Below are 19972 nucleotides of genomic sequence, written 5' to 3' on the forward strand. Positions count from 1 at the left end.
ATAGGTTACAGGTAAATCTCGCTTCCTTTCTCCGCGAATTCCTTCGCTTTTTCCTCCATACCTTTGGTAATCACAGATTCTTCCATCAACCCATTTTCTTCCGCATAATCCCGCACATCCTGGGTGATTTTCATGGAACAGAAATTCGGCCCGCACATGGAGCAGAAATGCGCGATTTTCGCGCCCTCTGCCGGTAAAGTTTCGTCATGAAATTCCCTGGCCGTATCCGGGTCCAGCGAGAGGTTAAACTGGTCTTCCCACCGGAATTCAAACCGGGCTTTGCTCAATGCATTGTCGCGGTATTGCGCACCCGGATGTCCTTTGGCAAGGTCTGCTGCGTGTGCGGCAATTTTGTAAGTGATCACCCCGTCCTTTACATCCTTTTTATTGGGCAGCCCAAGATGTTCCTTCGGAGTGACATAGCAAAGCATGGCCGTTCCAAACCAGCCGATCATGGCAGCGCCGATGGCGGAAGTAATGTGGTCGTAACCAGGAGCAATATCAGTTGTTAGTGGTCCAAGGGTGTAAAAAGGAGCTTCCTGGCAATGCTGGAGCTGTTTTTCCATATTTTCCTTGATCAGGTGCATAGGGACGTGGCCCGGACCTTCTATGATGGTCTGCACATCGTGTTTCCAGGCTATTTTCGTCAGCTCTCCCAGCGTTTCCAGTTCTGCAAACTGGGCGGCATCATTGGCGTCCGCTATGGAGCCGGGGCGCAGGCCGTCGCCGAGCGAGAACGCCACATCGTAAGCTTTCATGATCTCGCAGATATCCTCGAAATGGGTGTACAGGAAGTTCTCCTTATGATGGGCCAGGCACCATTTGGCCATAATCGAACCTCCCCGCGACACAATACCCGTGATCCTTTTGGCGGTCAGAGGGATGTAACGGAGCAAAACCCCTGCATGGATCGTGAAATAATCTACACCCTGCTCGGCCTGCTCGATCAATGTATCCCGGAACAATTCCCAGGTAAGCTCCTCAGCTTTTCCGTTCACTTTTTCCAGAGCCTGGTAGATCGGGACGGTACCGATCGGAACGGGTGAATTACGGATAATCCACTCGCGGGTTTCATGGATGTTTTTGCCGGTCGACAGATCCATGATCGTATCCGCACCCCAGCGGCAGGCCCAGACAGCCTTTTCGACCTCTTCCTCAATGCTTGATGAAACCGCGGAGTTACCAATATTGGCATTGATCTTGACCAAAAAATTCCTGCCGATGATCATCGGCTCGCTTTCCGGGTGATTGATATTGACAGGTATGACAGCCCGCCCCGCTGCTACCTCCTGACGGACAAATTCAGGTGTAATGAAAGACTTTGGTGTATTTGCGCCAAAACTGTGTCCTGCGTGCTGGTGAGCAAGGGTTCCTGCTTTGCCGTTTAGTTCTTTTATCTGCTGGTCAATACGCTGGTTTTCGCGAATGGCGATATATTCCATTTCTGCTGTGATGATCCCCTTTTTGGCATAGTGCAGCTGCGAAACGTTCTGCCCGGGTTTCGCACGGAGCGGCTTGCTGATATGGGCGAAACGCAGGTGGGCCAGGTTTGGGTCGGATAATCTTTGTTTTCCATATTCAGAAGAAATGGTTTCCTGCTGGTCTACGTCCTGCCGCGCTTTGATCCACGATGACCGGAGCTGGGGGAGACCTTTTTTTACATCTATTTCAAAATCAGGATCGGTGAACGGGCCGCTGGTATCATACACGGTTATCGGCGCATTGGGCTCTGACGCCCCTGATCGTCCGTGTACTTTCGTGTCGTTCAAAGAAATCTCGCGCATAGCGACAGATATCTCATGAAGCTCCCCCGGGACGTAAATTTTACGGGAGTTCGGGAAGGGAGTTCGGGTAATGATGCCGCTTTCCGGTGTTTTTTCAATTTTCATATAGGTTCAAGGTTTGCACTGCCGGTCTCCGGCATTTCGGGTGGATAATTGAAATGGGAAAAGTTTGGAATTTTGAAGCTAGCCGCCCTGGGTAGCTTTGATGAGCATGATCCGGTCTTGTGGGCGGAGTATATAAGCCGGCCATTCCGATCGCGGGAGGACGTACTGGTTTACAGCCACGGCGATTCCTTTTGAAGAATCAGGAAAAAGGGTAGCTAACAGTTGCTGGACCGAATGATGTTCGGGTATTTCTGTGGATTGGTCGTTGACGGTAATTTCCATTCTGAAAAACGTTTTGTGAGAAAAACTTCAGGAATGGACCTTTTTCGGAAAGATACATTGAGACACCATAGCGGTATCTCTTACTTTTCCCTTCGGCAGTACTAGCTGCATCAGGTTCAAAGGGTATTATCTCAGTCCGCATATCGGGACACCCCTAAAGTTTGGGTAAAGCTATTTCAAAATTCCGGTTTTTAAAACAAAGCTGCCAAATGAATATGCTGTAACGGAATTCAGGACTGATTTTTTAAGAATTATGATAACTTTGATCGTTAATCAACCCACATTATCGAACCTGACTATTTGATGCATCTCATTATCAGAAGCGCCACACCAAAAGATTTGCCTGCACTTTTGGAAATCATCAATCACGCCATTCTCAATACCACTGCTATTTATGATTACGAGCCCAGGGAGTACGACCAGCAAAAGGCTTGGCTTGACCAGATGTTCAACGACGGTATGCCGGTGGTGGTAGCGGAAGTGGACGGGGAGGTGATCGGGTATGGTTCCTATAATATGTTCAGGCCCAAGATCGGATACAAATTCAGCGTGGAGCATTCCATTTACCTCAATGAAAAATCAAGAGGAATGGGGGTAGGGAGCAGGATTCTTGAAAGCCTGATCCAACGCGCGCGCGAGTCAGGCATCCATACGATGATAGCCGGAATCGACGCGGCAAACCGCGGCAGCATTGAATTCCATAAAAAGTATGGTTTCATTGAAAAGGGCTATTTGAAAGAGGTAGGCTATAAATTTGACCAATGGCTGGACCTGGTTTTCATGCAGCTGTTGCTGGATGAAGATTGAATATATTTCTACTTTTGTTTGTAGTGTCGGAACATATTGATAATTTAAGTAGTTCTACAAAAAACTACGAAAATTTACTCAATCGGATAAGATGTCTACCCCCACAGGAAGTAAATCGGTCTTTCGACTCGATATCAATGCATTGCGAGCAGTGGCCGTTGTCGGCGTAATACTTTTTCATTATAAAGTCCCTTTTTTCGACGGCGGATTCAGCGGAGTCGATATATTCTTCGTGATTTCAGGCTATCTGATGACAAAAATTATCATCAGCGGACTGGCTAAAGATACTTTTTCCCTGGCCGATTTTTACGGACGCCGGGTTCAACGCATCATCCCGGCCCTTCTTTTTGTAGTTTCAATTTTGGTCGCCGTCACTTTTTTCTTCTACCTCCCTACGGAATTTACGCTGATTGCTGAAAATGCGGTAGCCAGTGTCCTTTTTTACTCCAATATGTTGTATCAGAAGAGTAATTATTTTGATGCTTCTTCTGATACAAATATGTTTCTTCATACCTGGTCTCTTTCTGTAGAGTGGCAGTTTTATCTGATCCTGCCCTTGGTACTGATGTTTTTCAAGCGGTTTTTCGGTAAGGACAAGGTGAAATATTTGCTTCTTTTCATCGGATCGGTGGCCGTAATTTTCGTTGCCGCTACGGTTTTGACCTGGTATAAGCCTACCTATTCCTTCTATATGCTGCCAACCAGGTCGTGGGAGATGCTGATGGGCGGAATTGCTTTTTTAGCTGAGGATTTCGTGGGTCGGCGCGGTTCCAGGCTTCTGGCGCTCATTGGCTACGGAGTTCTGGCAATATGTATGGTAGGGCTGACCAGTGAGATGAAGTGGCCGGGCATCTATACCCTTGTACCTGTACTGGCGACTTTTATGATCATTTTGTCCAACGATAACAGCCTGCTTTTCCTCAAATCGTCCGTGATTCAGTTTATCGGAAAAATATCCTATTCACTTTATCTCTGGCACTGGCCTGTGTATGTCATTGCGGGTTATCTGGGTATTGTGTTAACACCGCTTTCCGTGTTGGGGATGATATCGGTTTCTCTGATCATGGCTTACATATCATTCAGGTACATCGAGTCGATCCGGTTTGAAACCAGTAAGCGGGTATTAATAGCAACGGCCTTCAGTGCAGCAGTTGTTTTTGTGCTTTCTACAAAAAGCATGAATGATGTAGTGTTTGAAAAAAAGACACTTGAAATTTCAGGTTATTCCAAAATTCATAAAGCGGAGCACGATAAGCAGTTCAACTATGCCTGTTTTATCACTACGATTAATCCTGATATCGACCGGGAGAAATGTTTGAAGATAGACGAAAACGGCAGGAATTTTGTGCTTTTCGGGGACAGCCATTCTGCGCATTTATCGCAATCGTTGCGCGAGGATTTTGCAAAGATGAACATAAAATTGGTACAGGCCTCTGCCAGCGGCTGTCTGCCGGTACTGAGAAAAGATAAGAAAAACAGATGTACGGAACTGATCGATTACATTTATCTGGACTATCTGCCGAAAAATGCACATAAAATAGACGGTGTTATCATCAGTGCCAACTGGATTACCTGTAATTCTCCAAAAGAACTGGTGAGGGACCTTCATGAAACGATTGCATATCTTGAAAAGCTGAAGATCAAGGTTATATTAATTGGCCAGAATGAGACCTATACCATACCGTATGCATCCATTGCAGCCAGGGAGAACGAATATGACTATGACGCGTCGGAACAGTTTAGCAACAGATTTCTGGTGCCCTTGTCCGACACGATCAACAATACGCTGCGGCGACATTTCCAATCGAAATACGTGGATATTTATAATATCAGTTCGATCCCGAAGGTTTCAGAAAACAATATTCCTTACATGTCTGACCAGAACCATTTTACAAAATATGGGGCTGATCTGGTTGCAAAAAAAATCCTGTCAAGCAGGGAATTTGCAGATTTTCTTGAAGCCAGGGATGATTCGGTGAACCGGTTCACCCTGACTTCAAGATCCGAATAAAGATGCTATTAATGCGCCCTGCCGGTTTCTACATAAGTATCTTCGTCACCGGTAGGCTTGCCTTGCCACCAGGAAGCCAGGATCGATCCGGTAATATTCATCAGGGGGCCGAAAATGGCGGGAGCTAGACCTACAGTCGCCATTTTTCCCATTTCTTTGGCGATACCCGAGGCTAATCCTCCGTTTTGCATTCCAACTTCGATGGCGATGGTGCGGCAATCACGTTCACTCATTTTAAATAACCTGCCCGACCAGTATCCGAGGATATAGCCCGAAAGGTTGTGGATCAATACGAGTAACAGCAAAGCCGGCCCGATGGTCAGCAGGCTGTCGCGGCCGGCCGCGGTGATGATCACGATAATAAATGCGATCCCGCCCATGGACACCAGGGGCATAGCGGCGTCGAGCCACTTCACTTTTCCGGTGAAAAGCTTGTTGAACAGCAGTCCGGCACCGATCGGAATAATCACCATTTTGATGATATCCCACATCATGTGCAGGGTATCGATCTTTACAAAAGCACCTGCCAGGAAACTCATCAGAAGCGGTGTTACAAGCGGCGCAAGCATCGTCGAGATCGCGGTGATCGTGATCGAAAGCGCGAGGTTTGCTTTGGCCAGGTAGGAGATGACATTGGATGCCATTCCATTGGGCGAGCAGCCGATCAGGATGATACCTGCTGCAATTTCAGGAGGGAAACCGCTGATGCTTGCCAGCGTATAGCCGATCGAAGGCATGATAATAAAATGGCTCACCACGCCGATCAAAACACCTTTTGGCATTTTAACAACACCTACAAAGTCGCCGAAACTCATGGAAGTACCCATCCCGAACATGATGATCTGGATGAGAGGTGTAATGAGGACAGCAAGTTTGAAGCCATTGAACTCCTGGAAATACTGAGGATAGTAGAGCGCGGTAGTTACCGCTGCGAATATCACCGTGGTATAAGTAAATCCTTTCAGTTTCTCATATCCGCGAAAACTGACGGCCAGCAAAAGAAAAAACGCGATGAAAAACGGACCGGCCTGGGGCAGGTTTCCAGAAAGGGCAAAGTAAAGGGCAACCAGTAAACACAAAGCGGCAACACCGGAGAGGGCCTTATAAATATTCATAATCAGGGATCTAGAATGCGGTTACCAGGTTCTTTTTTTCATATACTCATCCAACTCAGATCGCTTCATCGGAATTTCCTTCGGGTTTTTGTCAAGCCATTTCAGGAAATCGGATTTCAGGGTGTCGCTCCATTGGCTGTCGATCTGGCCCGGGGTATACTTACCTTCTTTGAGCATCTGGATACCAAATTTGTCACGTATTGCAATAAATTCCGCTGTCAGGATCACCTTTTCGGCAAGGTGGGCAGGAATGAAAATAACACCTTCACGTTTGGCAAGCACAAGGTCGCCAGGCAAAACGATCGCGCGACCGATACGGATTGGTGTGTTCAAACCGGAGAGGAAAACATCTTTGAGGTAGGAAGGATCCCAGTCCCTTACAAATGCGTTGAAGCCCTCAATTTTGGAAAGTCCTTCAAGATCGCGGGACGACGCATCGAAAATCACGCCGTTACCCGATTTGGCAAAAATAGAGTTTCCAAGATTATCGCCGATCAGTGTCCCCTGCGCAATTTTCCCGAAACCGTCCGCTACATATACATCACCCTTTGAAAGCTGGTCGATTGGCCACGAATTGGTATTCCCGATCCTTCCGTTTTTTGCACCCCGGTCTTTGATGTTTTTTTCAACATCCGGGCGGGAGGGCATGAACTGAGCAGTAAGGGCACGTCCTGCAATGGGCACATCCTGGTGTATCATTTTCCAGTTTCCGTCAAACTGGCAGTTGTAGCCTTCATTTTGTAATACTACCCAGGCTTCCTCAATGGCAATTTCCTTCACCCGCCTGATCAGGTCGTCCGGTACCTTGGGGCGTCCGTCCGGAAATCGCTCACCTTTCCATTCAGAGGTAAGGAAGATCAATTCATCTTTGGATATGGTCTGTGCACCGGCAGGCTGGTAAGCAGCCATGCCCATAGATATTACTGTGGAAAATAAACCTAAGAATTTTAATCTCATAAATTCAAAAAAAATTTAGCGGCTGGAAATAGATAAAAGTCTAAAATTAAGAATGGTTTAACTAATTCGGTTCTTCAAAATGTTATTTTTCATGTCAAATCAGTTACTTTTTAAAGAAAAGATCAGAATGAAAGCGATCAAGATGTAAGCCTGAAAGCCAATCAGCTGGGCGAACATCAATATTTGACGACATGGTATTTGTCTTTATTTCAATACATTGAATAAAAACTCAATGCGGCAACATCATCAATCAAAAACAGCATCATTTATCACCGAAATCACTTACCACCGGTAAAACGATCCTGCTTATTTTGGGCCCGCCGTGGTGAATGGTCTGTTGCGCAATGCGTGTTTTGGTGCTGCTGCCCAAGGGCTCGCCGGTGTTGGGGTTTCTGTCAAACTGCGGGAAATTGCTGGACGTGATATCCACCCGGATGCGGTGGCCGGGCTGGAAGACGTTAGCCGTTCCGGTCATTTCGATTTCGTATTCGTAAACCTGATTAGGTGTGAGCAGCTTTATTTTGTCCAGTCCTTCGCGGAATTTAGCTCTGATAATCCCTTCCGAAACCGGCATCGCAAAGCCACTTGGGTAAACATCCACCAATTTGATCATCCAATCGGTGTCAGGTCCGTCTGTGGTGGCATGTAACTTCATTTTCACCGGACCGGCTATGGTCAGCGGTTTTTCGAGAAATTCACTGGTGTAAACGAGTACGTCCTCCCTTTGTTCGAGCGTGCGCTGGTCTCGGGGGCCGGAGGCCGTGGGCGTTCCGCAGCAGTTGTTTCCGCCCATGGTCGGCACGGGGCTCTGCGGATCATAGCGGTAGGTGTCTGTACCTGCTTTTTCAGGTTTGGTGAATGAAAGTTTCCCTCCTCCGCGTACTGAGTTTGCAGTTCCGTCCGCGCCCAGATACAGCTCCTGGTATTTTGTTCCGGGAACAGGCCAGTCGGTTTCGCCCCGCCATTTGTTAATGCCCATATAGAACAATTTTACAGGTTTTTCTTTATCGAGACCATTTTTGATGCCTTTCAGGTGGTAATCAAAAAAGCCGAGTTCCGTTTCAAACTGGTCCACATAAGCAGCAGGGGTGAAGTCCACACCGCCGAAGGACTGCGAAGGTCCGTGTCCCCAGGGACCGATGATCATGCGGGCACCGGCTCTTGCCTCAGGTGTTGCGCCTTTGTTTTTCATCCCCACATAACCGTTAATCGTACCCATCACAAAGATGTCGAACCAGCCTCCGGACGTGTAGGTTGGTACCTTTATTTTGTTAAAACGCTCTTCGTCACTGATGGATTTCCAGTATTCGTCATAGCTCTCGTGCTTGATCCAGTCGCGGTAATGCTGTACTACGGAACCGGCACCTTTCATATCCATGTCCTTCAAAGGCAGGTGCATCAGTAAGTTGTCGTATTTGACTTCTTCCGGCATGAAACTCTCGGTGTGCCAGGTTTGGGGCAGCATGATCCTGTTTGGCATTCTCGCCACACCCCAGCCATAATTGAAACTCAGGCGGTATGCCCCGCCCATGGTCAGCCAGTTTGCATAAATGTTGGTGGAGGCCAGTGCAGGAAAAGCAGCAGTTAAATGCGGCGGCGCCATACTCGCAGCCTGCCACTGGTTATGACCCAGGTAGCTGCCGCCCTGCGTACCGACTTTGCCATTTGAAAAATCCTGCGCCGCTGCCCATTCAATGGTATCGTAACCATCATTGGCTTCATCGCGGAAAGGTTCCCATTTGCCATCGCTTTCATAGCGGCCGCGTACATCCTGTACGATCACGACATAGCCGCGTTGCGCAAACTTGGTCATGGTCTGGTGGTGGACTCCCTCACGCTGAGATCCGTAAGGGGTCCTGGTGATGATCGTCGGATACTTGCCGGGCTCGGCGGGCATGTACATATCTGCATACAGGATCACGCCGTCACGCATCGGAATAGCCTGATGTCTGACAATTTTTATCTCATTTTGAGTACCGGAAAAGCTTGGGAAAGAGCAAGCGCAGAGAACGAAAAAGAAAAGAAAAAATCTCGGAGATATGCTGGGTTTAGTGATCATGTTAAAGGGTTAGGTAGGATGGGTTCTGTACTTGAAAAGTTATCTTCTCGATACAACGACTGGGTTTGTCAGGCCATTGAGATCGTATACCACTCTTCCTGCGCGGATCGTCACTTCGGCTTCCAGCTTTTGTTTTCCCTGGATCTTTGTACCTGTGTAATCGAAGAAACCGAACGTCCCGGTGTCGTTCAACTGAAATTTACCATCCAGCAACCGCAGTACGGTAACATCGGCACGCGAGCCTACGGAGAGATTTCCCAGCTGTTCCCGGTGAATAACCTGAGCGGGAGTCCAGGTGCTCGCCTTAATGACACTTTGGAGGTCCATGCCCATGGCCAGGAATTTCGACATCACGTTCAGCATATCCTTCATGGCATTGTTCATGCTGCCCGTATGAATGTCTGTACTGATCGTATTCGGGTAAAATCCGCTTTTGACGGCAGGAATGGCCTGTGAAAAAGCGAAACTGATACCGCCATAACCCACGTCAAAATTGATCCCTCTTTTCCGCGCTTCATAAACGAAAGGCTTTATTTTTCCGGTAGCCACATCCAGGATGGGTTCACGGCCGCCCAGCTGCCCGAAACAATGTGTGAAAATGTCGCCAGGGCGCAGGTGTTTCATAAAAAGCTCTTCAATCGGCAAAACAGGATCGCTTCCGCCGAAATCGATCATGACCGGGATATTGGCCAGCTTACCAGCTTCTACCGCGCGGTCAGTCGGGGCCCAGTTATGGCCGTTGAAGTGTGCCAGTTTGATCCCTACAATGTATTCGGGGTTTTCTTTGGCCACTTTGGCGGTTGCCGCAGCGTCCATATCCTCTACGTTCTGCTCGTAAGTTCCGCCCCGCATACCTTCCCCAACGATATTCAGGAAAGAGAGTACACGTGTCCTCGAAATATCAATGGTCTGTTTTTTGAAATCGGCAAAAGATTTCCAGCCTGCGCAGCCTGCATCAACCACCGTAGTGACCCCGGTACGGAAAGTAAAGCCGTCTGGCGGAAGGGCATTTGGGCCGTTACTGTAAGTCTGGTCCATTTTGGTGCCGTAAAAATTATGGGAATGAATGTCGATCAGTCCTGGGGTAACGTACAGACCTTTTGCATCCACAACCTGTCTTCCTTCTTTGGGGTCAATGTTTTTGGCGACACTCATGATCGTGTCACCTTTCATCGCCACGTCCATGACCTCATTGATATTGTTTTTCGGGTCGATCACATGTCCGCCTTTGATAACCACACTGTATTTCTGTGCATTGGCAGCGGTAATGATTGCGAATGCACAGAAAATGGATAAAAATTTCTTTTTCATTTCAAAATTGAATTGGTCAATGATTTACAAAATGTCAACCTGAGGGCCAGCCAGCGAAGCAAAAAGCAATATTCAACGGTTCGCCGCGATGACGTCGCTGCTATCGTCCTGAGCGCAGTGAAGAATTTTGGAAAAATGCTCCTGCACTTCGACCGAACCGGCGGCACCGTGCGCTACCGTTGATAATTTTATATAATATATTGGATAAAATCGGCCAATCACGGCATCGCCCAGCGGCATTACACCAACGCTTTCGTCAGTTCTTCCTTGATCCGTGCGGCTACGATCTTATCCTGGCCGGGTTTGAGCATGAAAACTGTGACGTCGATGCTGGGCAGGTCTCCGCCCCCGGGTACCACTTCGATGGAAGGATTCCCTTTCCTGAGGTTTTCAACCAGGTCTTTGCGGGTCAGTTTGATTTTGGTATTGTCCCAGGTAATTTTCACCGTAGGTACGTGGTTCGCGATAGGAGGGAGGTACATTTCAGTTGTAACGCCAGCCACCGTTTTCAGCTTGCCTTCAATTTCGGCAACCCGTTCGTCCCACATTTTTCTTTCTTTCACGTGGTCCATGTTCACAAATCTTTCCACTGCCACATACATGCCTATCATTTCTTCCTTGTTCACTTTCATGCCGCGTCCGATATTGCCGCCGCGCGGAGGTGCGCTGAGCCTGGCTGCTGCGATCAGCTCTTTTTTGCCCATCAAAATACCCGCACTCTGAGGCCCGCGCATCGCTTTCCCGCCTGAAATACAAACCAGGTCGAAACCGAGCTCATTGAATTTCCAGAGGTTTTCAACAGGAGGTACGTCGGCTGCAATGTCGATCATCGTGGGAATGCTGTGTTTTTTTGCCAGTGCAACCCATTCAGCATGCTGTATTTTTCCCAGAAGCGATGCGGTATTTAAAAACCACATCATAGCAGTTTTTTCATTGATGGCTTTTTCAGCCTCTTCAAGGGTTTCGATCTCAACAATGGAAACGCCCGTGTTAGTAAGTGCATGTACGTAGCCGGTATTGTGACCTTTCTGTACGATCACCTCTGATTTCATCCCGGTTCCTTCCAGTCTGGGGAGCTGTGATACCTTTTTCTGGTCCATGCCCGTAAGCACGCCCGCTGTACCCAGTACCAGCGCTGACCAGCAGCCTGCTGTCACCATAGCAGCTTCCGCGTGTACGAGGGCTGCGATTTTTTCTCCTACCTTGTCCTGCACTTCTTCGAGCATCACATATTCCTGCGAACTGGTCTGAATCGCAGCCAGTACTTCATCAGGCATGATCGAGGCGGTCATAGCCGTGTAATTTCCGGCAGCATTGATGAAAGTCCGCAGGCCCAGTTCTTTCAATACGTCGCGGGCAGGCACTTTTGCAACTTCCGACGCAAAAGCACTTTCTAAAGGGAGGGCGCCGCCGATGAGGCCGCCCAGTACCGGAACGGCCGACAGCCGTTTAATTAATTTTCTTCTGGTTAACATGGTCCGGAAAGATTAGAGTTTAGAAATAATGTTCAAAATACAAACGGATTGCCGATTCTAAAACCAGCAATCCGTCGTACACCGGCAGGCCGGTCACAAAAAATGCTTATTTATCCCACCAAACAACACTCGAAAGCGTATTGGTACCACCCTGACGCGTACGCGCCTCGATGAAGTTTACCTTGTTATATTGTTCCTCCGAATCAGGTATTACAAAACGGGTCGGGATTTTTCCGCCTGTGAGGTTACCGGGATAATTGGTAGGGGTCAGCACAGGGTATCCGGTACGTCTCCAGTTAGAAAAGATCTCGTATTCGTCTTCGAGGAATAGGGATACCCATTTCTGGGTAGAGATTTGTTCAATTTGCTGTGCGACAGTTCCTGCAGTTTTATATGGATTAGCAGCAATGTACGCAGCGATTTTTGCTTCCGAGATCGCGCCTGCCGCCCCAAACAGCGACCACTGACGCATACCTGCTTTTACAGCATTTTCATAAGCCACTGCCGCAGTGCTTCCATTGTACCAACCACGAACGGCAGCTTCTGCAAGGAGGAGGTTGGTTTCGGCATTTCCGAAAACGATCAGCGGTGCAGCATATCTCAGAAGCGTAGCCGGATTGGGCTCAGAAAATGTGTTAAACTCCGCCGGGCGGCTGTTGAAAGCTGCATTGGGCATACCCAATTGCAGGGCTGTGGAAGTATCCGCAACGAAGGTTGAGCCCTCAGGTCTCCACACAATAGAGATCACATTCAGACGCGGGTCCTTCGTTGTTTTCAGGTGGTCGATCAGCGTTTTGGCAAATTTGCCGCCTTCCACATTGTCACCACCCGGGGTGATGTAATCCGTGCCCATCAAGCCGTTCGCAATAAAGTTACGGCTGAGTGTTTGGGAACCATCCACATAAGCGATGATAGCCCTATCGTCGGCGCCAGTCGCATCGCTCAGGATAACGCCACCGGCAATCGCTTTTTCTACCCAGGTTTTCGCCATCGCCGGATCTACTTCTGTCAGGCGCATACCCAGACGGAGCATCAGCGAGTATCCGAATTTTTTCCATTTGGCAATATCACCCGCATAAAGCAGGTCAGCTGCACCGAAAGTAGCCTTGGTTGCATCCAACGCTGTAACTGACTCGTCCAGTTCTTTTAAAAGGTCTGCGTAGATAGCCTGTTGCGTGTCATATTTCGGACCGTAGTTTTTGTCGGTTAATGCCTTTGCCGCATCGGAATAGGGAATATCGCCGTAAAGGTCGGTCAGTCGGTGGAAAATGTACGCTTTCCATATCCTTGCCGCAGACAGCTTGTTAACATCCGCTGGGTTGGTTTTCACAGCGTCTATTACCTGCTGTATCCCGATCACCGCACCCTGGCCTTGTCCTGTACCCGCATAAGCATTCCAGCTACCCTGAGAGTAACCGAAATTGAAATATTTGTCACCTGCCGCCGGTACTTCTTTATAGGTAGCAAAATGCTGCATCGACTGGCCGATGGTCAGGTAGGCCGCACCAGTAAAGTTGGTCGCTACACCGTCCAGCTGTGTACGGGTAAAAAGATAACCCGGCACAACCTCCGAATATTTGTTCGGGTCAACGTTCATTTCCTGGAAACCGTTGTCGCAGGAAGGAAGCAGAAGGGCCAACGGGGCCGCATATATCAATTTTTGAATAAGGCTTTTCATCGAAATTAGTTTTTAAAATTTCACCATTAAGTTCACACCCAGACTTCTTGTTCTTGGAACACCAAATGCCTCAAGACCTTGCGCGTTGGTGCTGGTGTAGCTTGACTCAGGATCGAAGTATTGTTGCTTTTTGTCTTTGAAAAGAATAGCCAGGTTACGTGCTACGAATGAAACCGAAGCCGATTGCAGTTTCAGGAACGCAAGCTTGTTGACCGGGATATTGTAGCTCAACACCACCTGACGAAGCTTGATGAAATCGTTGTTGAACATGAACATCGCTGTGTAGTTCTTGTCGTTGTCGTAGTAAGTATCCACGTCTTTTTTCTCCCAGGTTTTGCTGAAAGGAGCACCTTCCGGCGTTACACCTTCCACAGTAACACCTGTGTCGCGGCCTGGAAGTGTTTCCTGCGGCAAACCAAAACGGTAGGCATATTGGTAAAGGTTGGAGTAAACGATGCTTCCGAATTTACCGTCGATGAGTACGTTCAGCGAGAAGTTTTTGTATCTGAAATTGTTGGTGATACCCATTGTCCACGGTGGAGTACCTTGTCCGATTTCTTCCAGGTCGCCTCTTACCGCATATCCGCTGGATGTGTTGAATACCACGTTTCCGTTGGCATCTGTTTTTTTGCGGTAACCCCAGACAGTTCCATACGGTCTGTTTTTAGCGTTACGAACAATACCACCACCAACACCGGTACCAATATCAAGGTAGTCGATTCCGTCAACCAGCTGCTCGATCTTGCTTTTGTTGTAAGCCATATTGTAGCTCACATCCCAGCTGAAATTTCCTTTCTGGATCGGCGTACCTGTTATCAGTAATTCTACTCCTTTGTTGCTCAGCTCGCCAACGTTCAGCAATGCAGACGTGTAACCCGACGACAATGCAATGTTGGTAGTCACGATATCGTCCGTGGTTTTACGGTTATACAATGTGATATCCAAACCAAGGCGGTTGTTCAGGAATTTTGCTTCCAAACCTCCCTCATAGGTAGTTGAGGTCAGCGGTTTCAGATCCGGGTTAGGAACCTGTGAGGAAGCCAGGCCTTGCACCGGTCTTCCGTTGTGGCCGCCTTGCTGCATGTTATAATATTGGTAAATCTGATATGCGTTCACAGTAGCACCACCCACTTGCGCCCACGATCCGCGCAGTTTCGCAAAGCTGATTGTCGAAGGAAGGTTAAGCGCTTCCGACAACACCAGCGAAGCACCTACCGACGGGTAGAAAATGCTGTTGCTTTTTGGGTTCAAAACAGAAAACCAGTCCTGACGACCAGAGACAGTCAAGTATGCAAATCCTTTGTATCCAAAGTCAGCCGAACCGAAAATCGAGTTGATCGCGCTTTTCAGGTAGGTAGGCGTGGTTGTCAGGGCTGCCAGGTTGGTGTAGCTATAAAAGTAAGGAATGGTAAATTCACTACCTGCCATCACAGTCTGGTCAAAAACGCTGCGTTGTGCATTGGCGCCGGCCATAGCTGAGAAGCTGATGTTATCAAATTCTTTGTTATAATTCAAAGTCACCATGCTGTTGGTTTCTGAGGAAGTTGTTTTTCTTCCTTCATAAGTACCCAGCGGGAAGTATGCATTATTGGTAGGCTGTACGTATTCGGAGGTGAAGCTGTAAAAATCCTGGCTTACACTACCTTTTACATAAAGGTTATCAAGAATGTCGTAGCGAATGCTTCCCTGGCTCAAAAAACGGTGTTTGGTATCGTCGTTTTTAAATTTGTTTACAACAAAGTAAGGGTTTGGCGCAGCAGGTACAGGGTTCCATTCCAATTCTTTGCCAGTTGTTGCATCATACCCCGGCGCAAGGCTGCGGATGTCTACCACGTTAGCCACCAGGTAGGTAGCCCAGTGCGGGTTCATATCTGCATATCCTACTTTCGGGCGGTTTGTTCCTTCTTCGAGGTTATACTGGAAAACAGTTTCAATGCTCAGTTTTTTACCCAAAAATGCATTCACGTTCAGGTTGGCGATGCGACGAGCGAATGACGAGTTGGGTACAACGCTGTTTGATTTGGTGTTGTTCAAACCCAGACGGAAGTTCACTGATTCGTTACCGCCTGTGAAAGCTACAGAGTTGATGTAGTTGGTACCGGTGTTATAAAAGTTTTTCAGGTTGTTTTTCTGGGGAGAATACGGGTGCATTTGTCCGTCAACCTGAATGGTAGGCTGACCGTCCATTTTGGCACCATAAGAAAGACGTCCTGTACTTTTCGCTATGTCCAGGGTAGCGGGTTTCACACCGTCCACACCTTGTCCATATTCATATTGCCAGTTAGGAATCACAGCCAATGTTTCAAATGTTGTGTTGCTGTTCACTTCTACACCGATCCCTTTTTGAGCGCGGCCTTTTTTGGTAGTGATCAAAATCACACCGTTGGATGCACGTGCACCGTAAAGCGCCGCAGCAGGACCGCCTTTCAAAACGCTGATCGACTCGATATCATCAGGGTTAATACCGCCGATACCGTCGCCACGGTCAACATTCATACCATTACCGTCAGCAGTTGTTCCACCCGGTGTGGTGTTGTCCATCGGCATACCGTTGATCACATACAAAGGCTGGTTGTTACCATTCAAGGATCCGTTACCACGGATTACGATACGGCTAGATCCACCAGGGCCCGTCGCCATACCTGATGCATTCACACCTGCAATTTTACCGGTCAATGCGTTACCGATGTTATTTTCACGTGCTTGCGTAAATTCACTACCCTTTACTTCCGTAACCGCATAGGCAAGTGCTTTTTTCTCTTTGGCGATACCGAGGGCCGTTACAACTACCTCGTTCAGGGCTTTTGCCTCAGGTGCGAGCTGCACGGTGATATTTGCCTGGTTGCCTACTGTTACTTCCTGGGAAGTGTAGCCTACAAAGCTGAATATCAAAACAGCAGTAGGAAGCTCTGCGTCAGGGATATCGATTGCGAATTTTCCGTCGACATCGGAAGAAGTTCCGCGCTGTGTTCCTTTTACCAGGATACTTACACCCGGCAAGGCGGAGCCGGTTTCATCTTTCACAACACCTGAAACATTGCGTTTCGGGGCTATTTTATTTTCTATCGGCGCATCTTCCACAGCGGTGCGCTCTCTTTTCAGGATAATACGGTCTTGTACCACCTCGTAGGTTACCTTGTAAGGTGACAGTATTTTTGTCAGCACTTCAGAAAGGGCTTCTTCCTGAAATTTATAAGACGTTTTCTGGTTACTGAAAATCTGCGGGTTGTACATGAACTTAACCTTGGTCACATTTTCAATCTTTTCCAGAACGGTCTCCATTTCTGAATTGGCCAGGCGTAATGTCACTTTTTGTTCCAGTATCCGCTGTCCGCGTACGTCGTGCGCTTGCACGAATGTACCGACGGCAATTACCAGTAGGGCTTGATACAGAGTAATGCGCATGATTTTCTGTAAAGCATGATGAAAATGTACTTGTTTTGACATAATTTTGATTTTTGTCGGGTTAAAATTCGGCATAATGATTCCCACGGATCTGCGACGCAGATCTCGTTAATTTGAACAATCGGGGGTCTTCTCGAGTCGGTGGTGTTGCAGCATCATCGACTCATTTTTTTACAGGCAGTTAGTAGCAGGTATTGTCATAGGCGGTGCAACGGTTTTTTTATTTTATTTATAATTGGTTCAGAGATTATCGTCTTTCAACAGCCTTTGCTGCTGATAATAATGCTGGCATCCATCTGTTCGTAATGTGCTCCCAGGGTCTTGCAGATCAGGTTTATTTTTTCAAACAACGGCTCGTCGGAAAGCGATGCTGTGAGATAGCAATTCTGCATGACTTCGGCATCAAATATGATCTTCACACCATAAGATTTTTCGAGTGTGGCGAATACTTCGGAGATAGGGGTGCCCTTGAATTCAAATGACTGCCGCTGGATCGGGAGCTCCAGTAACTTCGGATCTTCGATCAGGCTTCTGGTCAGACGCAGTTCTTTGGGGGCAAAAACGATCTGCTGATTTGGCGTAAGTACCATCCCCCCGAGCTTTTCGTCTGCGTGCTGGGTTTCAACGGCGTCTTTGGTCATCGGGAACACGGAGACCTTTCCGGTCTTTACCACCACTTTCACATCTTTGTCATTATCAAATGCGCTGACTTTGAAACTTGTTCCCAAAACTTTGGTAGCCAGCGTACTGGCATATACGTAAAACGGCTTGTCCGGATTTTTCGCTACTTCAAAAAACGCTTCTCCCGTCAGAAAAACTTCCCTGCGCTGGCCTTCGAACCTTTTTGGATAAGTGATGCGGCTTTTGGGCTGTAAAACCACCGAACTTCCATCTTCGAGTATCACCAGCTTTGCTTTGTCCGATGTATTCAATTCTTCTACCAGCGGTTCTTTGATCTGGCTCAGGATCTGCCTGTACTGTTCTGATTTTTGCTGGGTGGCCGTTTGCTTGTTAAACCAGAAGCCGGCAAAAAGCAACAAAAGGACTGACGCCGCCAGATGATACCAGTGCGGCCGGAAACTGATCAGCCTAAATGACTTTCTCCCGTTATTCTCACCGATGGCATGTGAGAGGCGGTATATTTCGTTGGCAACTTCTTCATCAGAAATATTATCAAAGCTGACTTCTGTAAGGTTCAGCAGGAGTTTGGCCTTTGTTACGAGATCAAGCTTATCGGGATTGAGGTGAAGCCATTCCACCCAGATCATCTCTTCTTCGGGATCATTGAATATGACCCACCGCCTGAACGAGGGGTCGGCTGCGAGTTCTTCCGGAAGAAAATTGCGGTAATTTTGCATATCGGGCAAATAATAGTATGGCTAATTATTTGAAGGATGCAGGATTCTTGGGGTGATACTCTTTTTTCGAAAATTATTTTTTGAATTTTTTGTGGGAGGAGACGGAAGAGTTGGATACAGTATGCCATCTGCGGTTTTTTTACGGCCTGAGGCCGGTGTCGCTCGGACGTACCGGGCGGCCGGGCGGTTTGAAACTACGCCCAACTTTTGCTTAGCCGAAATTAGGCCATGCCTGGTTCGATATCCAGCTAAACTGTAATAATCGCGGACAGTAAAAGTATATGACTTACCGGGATGGCGCTTTTGAGGGCGGAAATGGCTTTGAAGAGCAAATTGGCTACCGACTGCCGGTTTACCTGCATAAAGTCGGCGATCTGTTCATTGTCCATTCCCTCGAAATATTTGAGGAAAACAGCCTCTTTCTGACGTCTGGGCAGATCGTTGATGGCTGTGCGGACCATTACCTGGTTCTTGGAATAGACCTCGTTTTTCTCAATTTCAGTTTCGATGGTCTGGTAGTCGGAAAGTTCATCTATCTCGTCCAGGTCGAGCAAAGGCCGGGCGGTGTTATTCCGGCGAAACTCCTGCAAAAGCTGATTTCGCATTGCTTTCAGGAAATAGATGGAAACAAACTGGATATTGATCGTCTCCCTTTTTTCCCAGATGTGGATCAGCAGTTCCTGGATCGAATCTTTGATGAACTCGCGGTCGGACGTATAGCTGGTAGCGTAGTTAAACAACGTCCGGTACAGCCGGTCTGCCAGCTGGCAAAAGGACAGACTATCGCCAGCCTGTGACTGTTGCCAGAGATTTAATAGAACTGCGTTCTCTTCTGCTATGCGTTGTCTCTTATTCAAATCAGTTAAGGTCAGATACAAAGTAACTGTTAAATGTGTAAAATCTAAAATATAAGTCGGACTTTATTTTTATTATTAAAATTATATATGGTTTAATTGTACTATCCTAAAATATAAGTTTGAAATTTCAATATTTTGGCCTGTCAGGCATGCCGGGATTGGGGGCCGGGGTTGCTATCTGTGGTCATGTATTGCCGTGCGGGTTGTTTGTGGGTGTGTGAAAAAAAAGGCGATCACAGCTTGTGGTTGTAACGCCATTGCTGTGATCGTCTGATTACTGGGTTAGCGAGAGGCTATATGTAGGCGATACAGTCGATTTCAACGAGTGAGTCACCTGGTACGCCTCCGTAAACCGCTACGGTCGTGCGGCATGGGGGCTTGCTTCCAAAACGTCCCTTATAGGCTTCGTTCATGGCTTTGTAATCATTCAGGTCATGAAGGAAAACGCTGCATTTCAATACTTTTTCCATAGAAGAACCAGCTTTGATCAGTTCTTTTTCCAGTTCGTCGAGAACGTGCTTTGTGTGCGCAGTGATATCACCTTCAAAGTGGGCGCCTTTCCCGGCGACAAATACCATATTGTTGAATTTGGTATGTCCGGAAAACAACGGTACATCCTGCAACATCACCACGTCGCCGACTTCTTTTTCAGGAGCGGCCGGTTCTGCTTTTGCAGCAATGCCGAAACCGGCTACACCGGCAACGGAAGCGAACAATTTTTTAAGGATAGATCTTCTTTCAGACTTCATAAACGTGGAAATTAAGGTT

At 47.7% G+C, this 19972-nt stretch carries 14 protein-coding genes and 1 riboswitch; of the genes, 2 read left to right on the forward strand and 12 right to left on the reverse strand.

Annotated features, from left to right (window positions below):
- Window positions 1–5 precede the first annotated feature (5 nt).
- Both thiC and thiS read right to left on the reverse strand, forming a co-directional pair.
- Window positions 6–1889 carry a phosphomethylpyrimidine synthase ThiC gene (thiC, locus tag FBF61_RS16240; protein WP_138479044.1) on the reverse strand — a complete coding sequence of 628 codons (1884 nt, stop codon included), beginning with the start codon at window positions 1887–1889 and terminating at the stop codon, window positions 6–8.
- A 78-nt stretch (window positions 1890–1967) separates the two neighbouring features.
- Window positions 1968–2171, reverse strand: a complete 204-nt coding sequence (thiS, locus tag FBF61_RS16245; protein ID WP_138479046.1) for a sulfur carrier protein ThiS — start codon at window positions 2169–2171, stop codon at window positions 1968–1970.
- Between the two features lie 70 nt (window positions 2172–2241).
- A riboswitch (TPP riboswitch) is annotated at window positions 2242–2337 on the reverse strand.
- A 137-nt stretch (window positions 2338–2474) separates the two neighbouring features.
- On the opposite strand from thiS, the gene FBF61_RS16250 reads away from it, so the two are divergent.
- Window positions 2475–2978: a GNAT family N-acetyltransferase gene (locus tag FBF61_RS16250; RefSeq protein ID WP_138479048.1), complete on the forward strand. Its 504-nt coding sequence runs from the start codon at window positions 2475–2477 to the stop codon at window positions 2976–2978.
- A gap of 91 nt (window positions 2979–3069) precedes the next feature.
- Complete coding sequence (locus FBF61_RS16255) at window positions 3070–4989, forward strand: acyltransferase family protein (protein WP_138479050.1); 1920 nt, start codon at window positions 3070–3072, stop codon at window positions 4987–4989.
- A gap of 8 nt (window positions 4990–4997) precedes the next feature.
- Here the strand turns inward: FBF61_RS16255 and FBF61_RS16260 are convergent, their stop codons facing one another.
- From FBF61_RS16260 to FBF61_RS16305, 10 genes are all read right to left on the reverse strand, one after another.
- Window positions 4998–6104, reverse strand: a complete 1107-nt coding sequence (locus FBF61_RS16260; RefSeq protein WP_138479052.1) for a bile acid:sodium symporter family protein — start codon at window positions 6102–6104, stop codon at window positions 4998–5000.
- 21 nt (window positions 6105–6125) lie between these two features.
- Window positions 6126–7013 (reverse strand): RraA family protein, encoded by an 888-nt coding sequence (locus FBF61_RS16265; protein WP_486273064.1) that lies wholly within the window; start codon window positions 7011–7013, stop codon window positions 6126–6128.
- 310 nt (window positions 7014–7323) lie between these two features.
- Entirely contained in the window at window positions 7324–9120 is a 1797-nt protein-coding gene (locus tag FBF61_RS16270) for a CocE/NonD family hydrolase (protein WP_138479056.1), read from the reverse strand.
- Window positions 9121–9159: 39 nt separating this feature from the next.
- Complete coding sequence (locus FBF61_RS16275) at window positions 9160–10431, reverse strand: amidohydrolase/deacetylase family metallohydrolase (RefSeq protein WP_138479058.1); 1272 nt, start codon at window positions 10429–10431, stop codon at window positions 9160–9162.
- A gap of 239 nt (window positions 10432–10670) precedes the next feature.
- Complete coding sequence (locus FBF61_RS16280) at window positions 10671–11906, reverse strand: aminotransferase class V-fold PLP-dependent enzyme (RefSeq protein WP_138479060.1); 1236 nt, start codon at window positions 11904–11906, stop codon at window positions 10671–10673.
- Window positions 11907–12012: 106 nt separating this feature from the next.
- Entirely contained in the window at window positions 12013–13584 is a 1572-nt protein-coding gene (locus FBF61_RS16285) for a SusD/RagB family nutrient-binding outer membrane lipoprotein (RefSeq protein WP_138479062.1), read from the reverse strand.
- A 12-nt stretch (window positions 13585–13596) separates the two neighbouring features.
- Window positions 13597–17031 carry a SusC/RagA family TonB-linked outer membrane protein gene (locus tag FBF61_RS16290; RefSeq protein WP_229215077.1) on the reverse strand — a complete coding sequence of 1145 codons (3435 nt, stop codon included), beginning with the start codon at window positions 17029–17031 and terminating at the stop codon, window positions 13597–13599.
- Between the two features lie 215 nt (window positions 17032–17246).
- Complete coding sequence (locus tag FBF61_RS16295; RefSeq protein WP_138479066.1) at window positions 17247–18347, reverse strand: FecR family protein; 1101 nt, start codon at window positions 18345–18347, stop codon at window positions 17247–17249.
- 248 nt (window positions 18348–18595) lie between these two features.
- The gene (locus FBF61_RS16300) at window positions 18596–19204 is read right to left on the reverse strand and encodes an RNA polymerase sigma factor (protein ID WP_138479068.1); all 609 of its coding nucleotides are present in this window, start codon (window positions 19202–19204) and stop codon (window positions 18596–18598) included.
- Between the two features lie 293 nt (window positions 19205–19497).
- Window positions 19498–19953 (reverse strand): RidA family protein, encoded by a 456-nt coding sequence (locus FBF61_RS16305; RefSeq protein ID WP_138479070.1) that lies wholly within the window; start codon window positions 19951–19953, stop codon window positions 19498–19500.
- Window positions 19954–19972 lie beyond the last annotated feature (19 nt).

It is taken from the genome of Dyadobacter bucti (assembly GCF_005869225.1).
GTDB lineage: Bacteria > Bacteroidota > Bacteroidia > Cytophagales > Spirosomataceae > Dyadobacter > Dyadobacter bucti.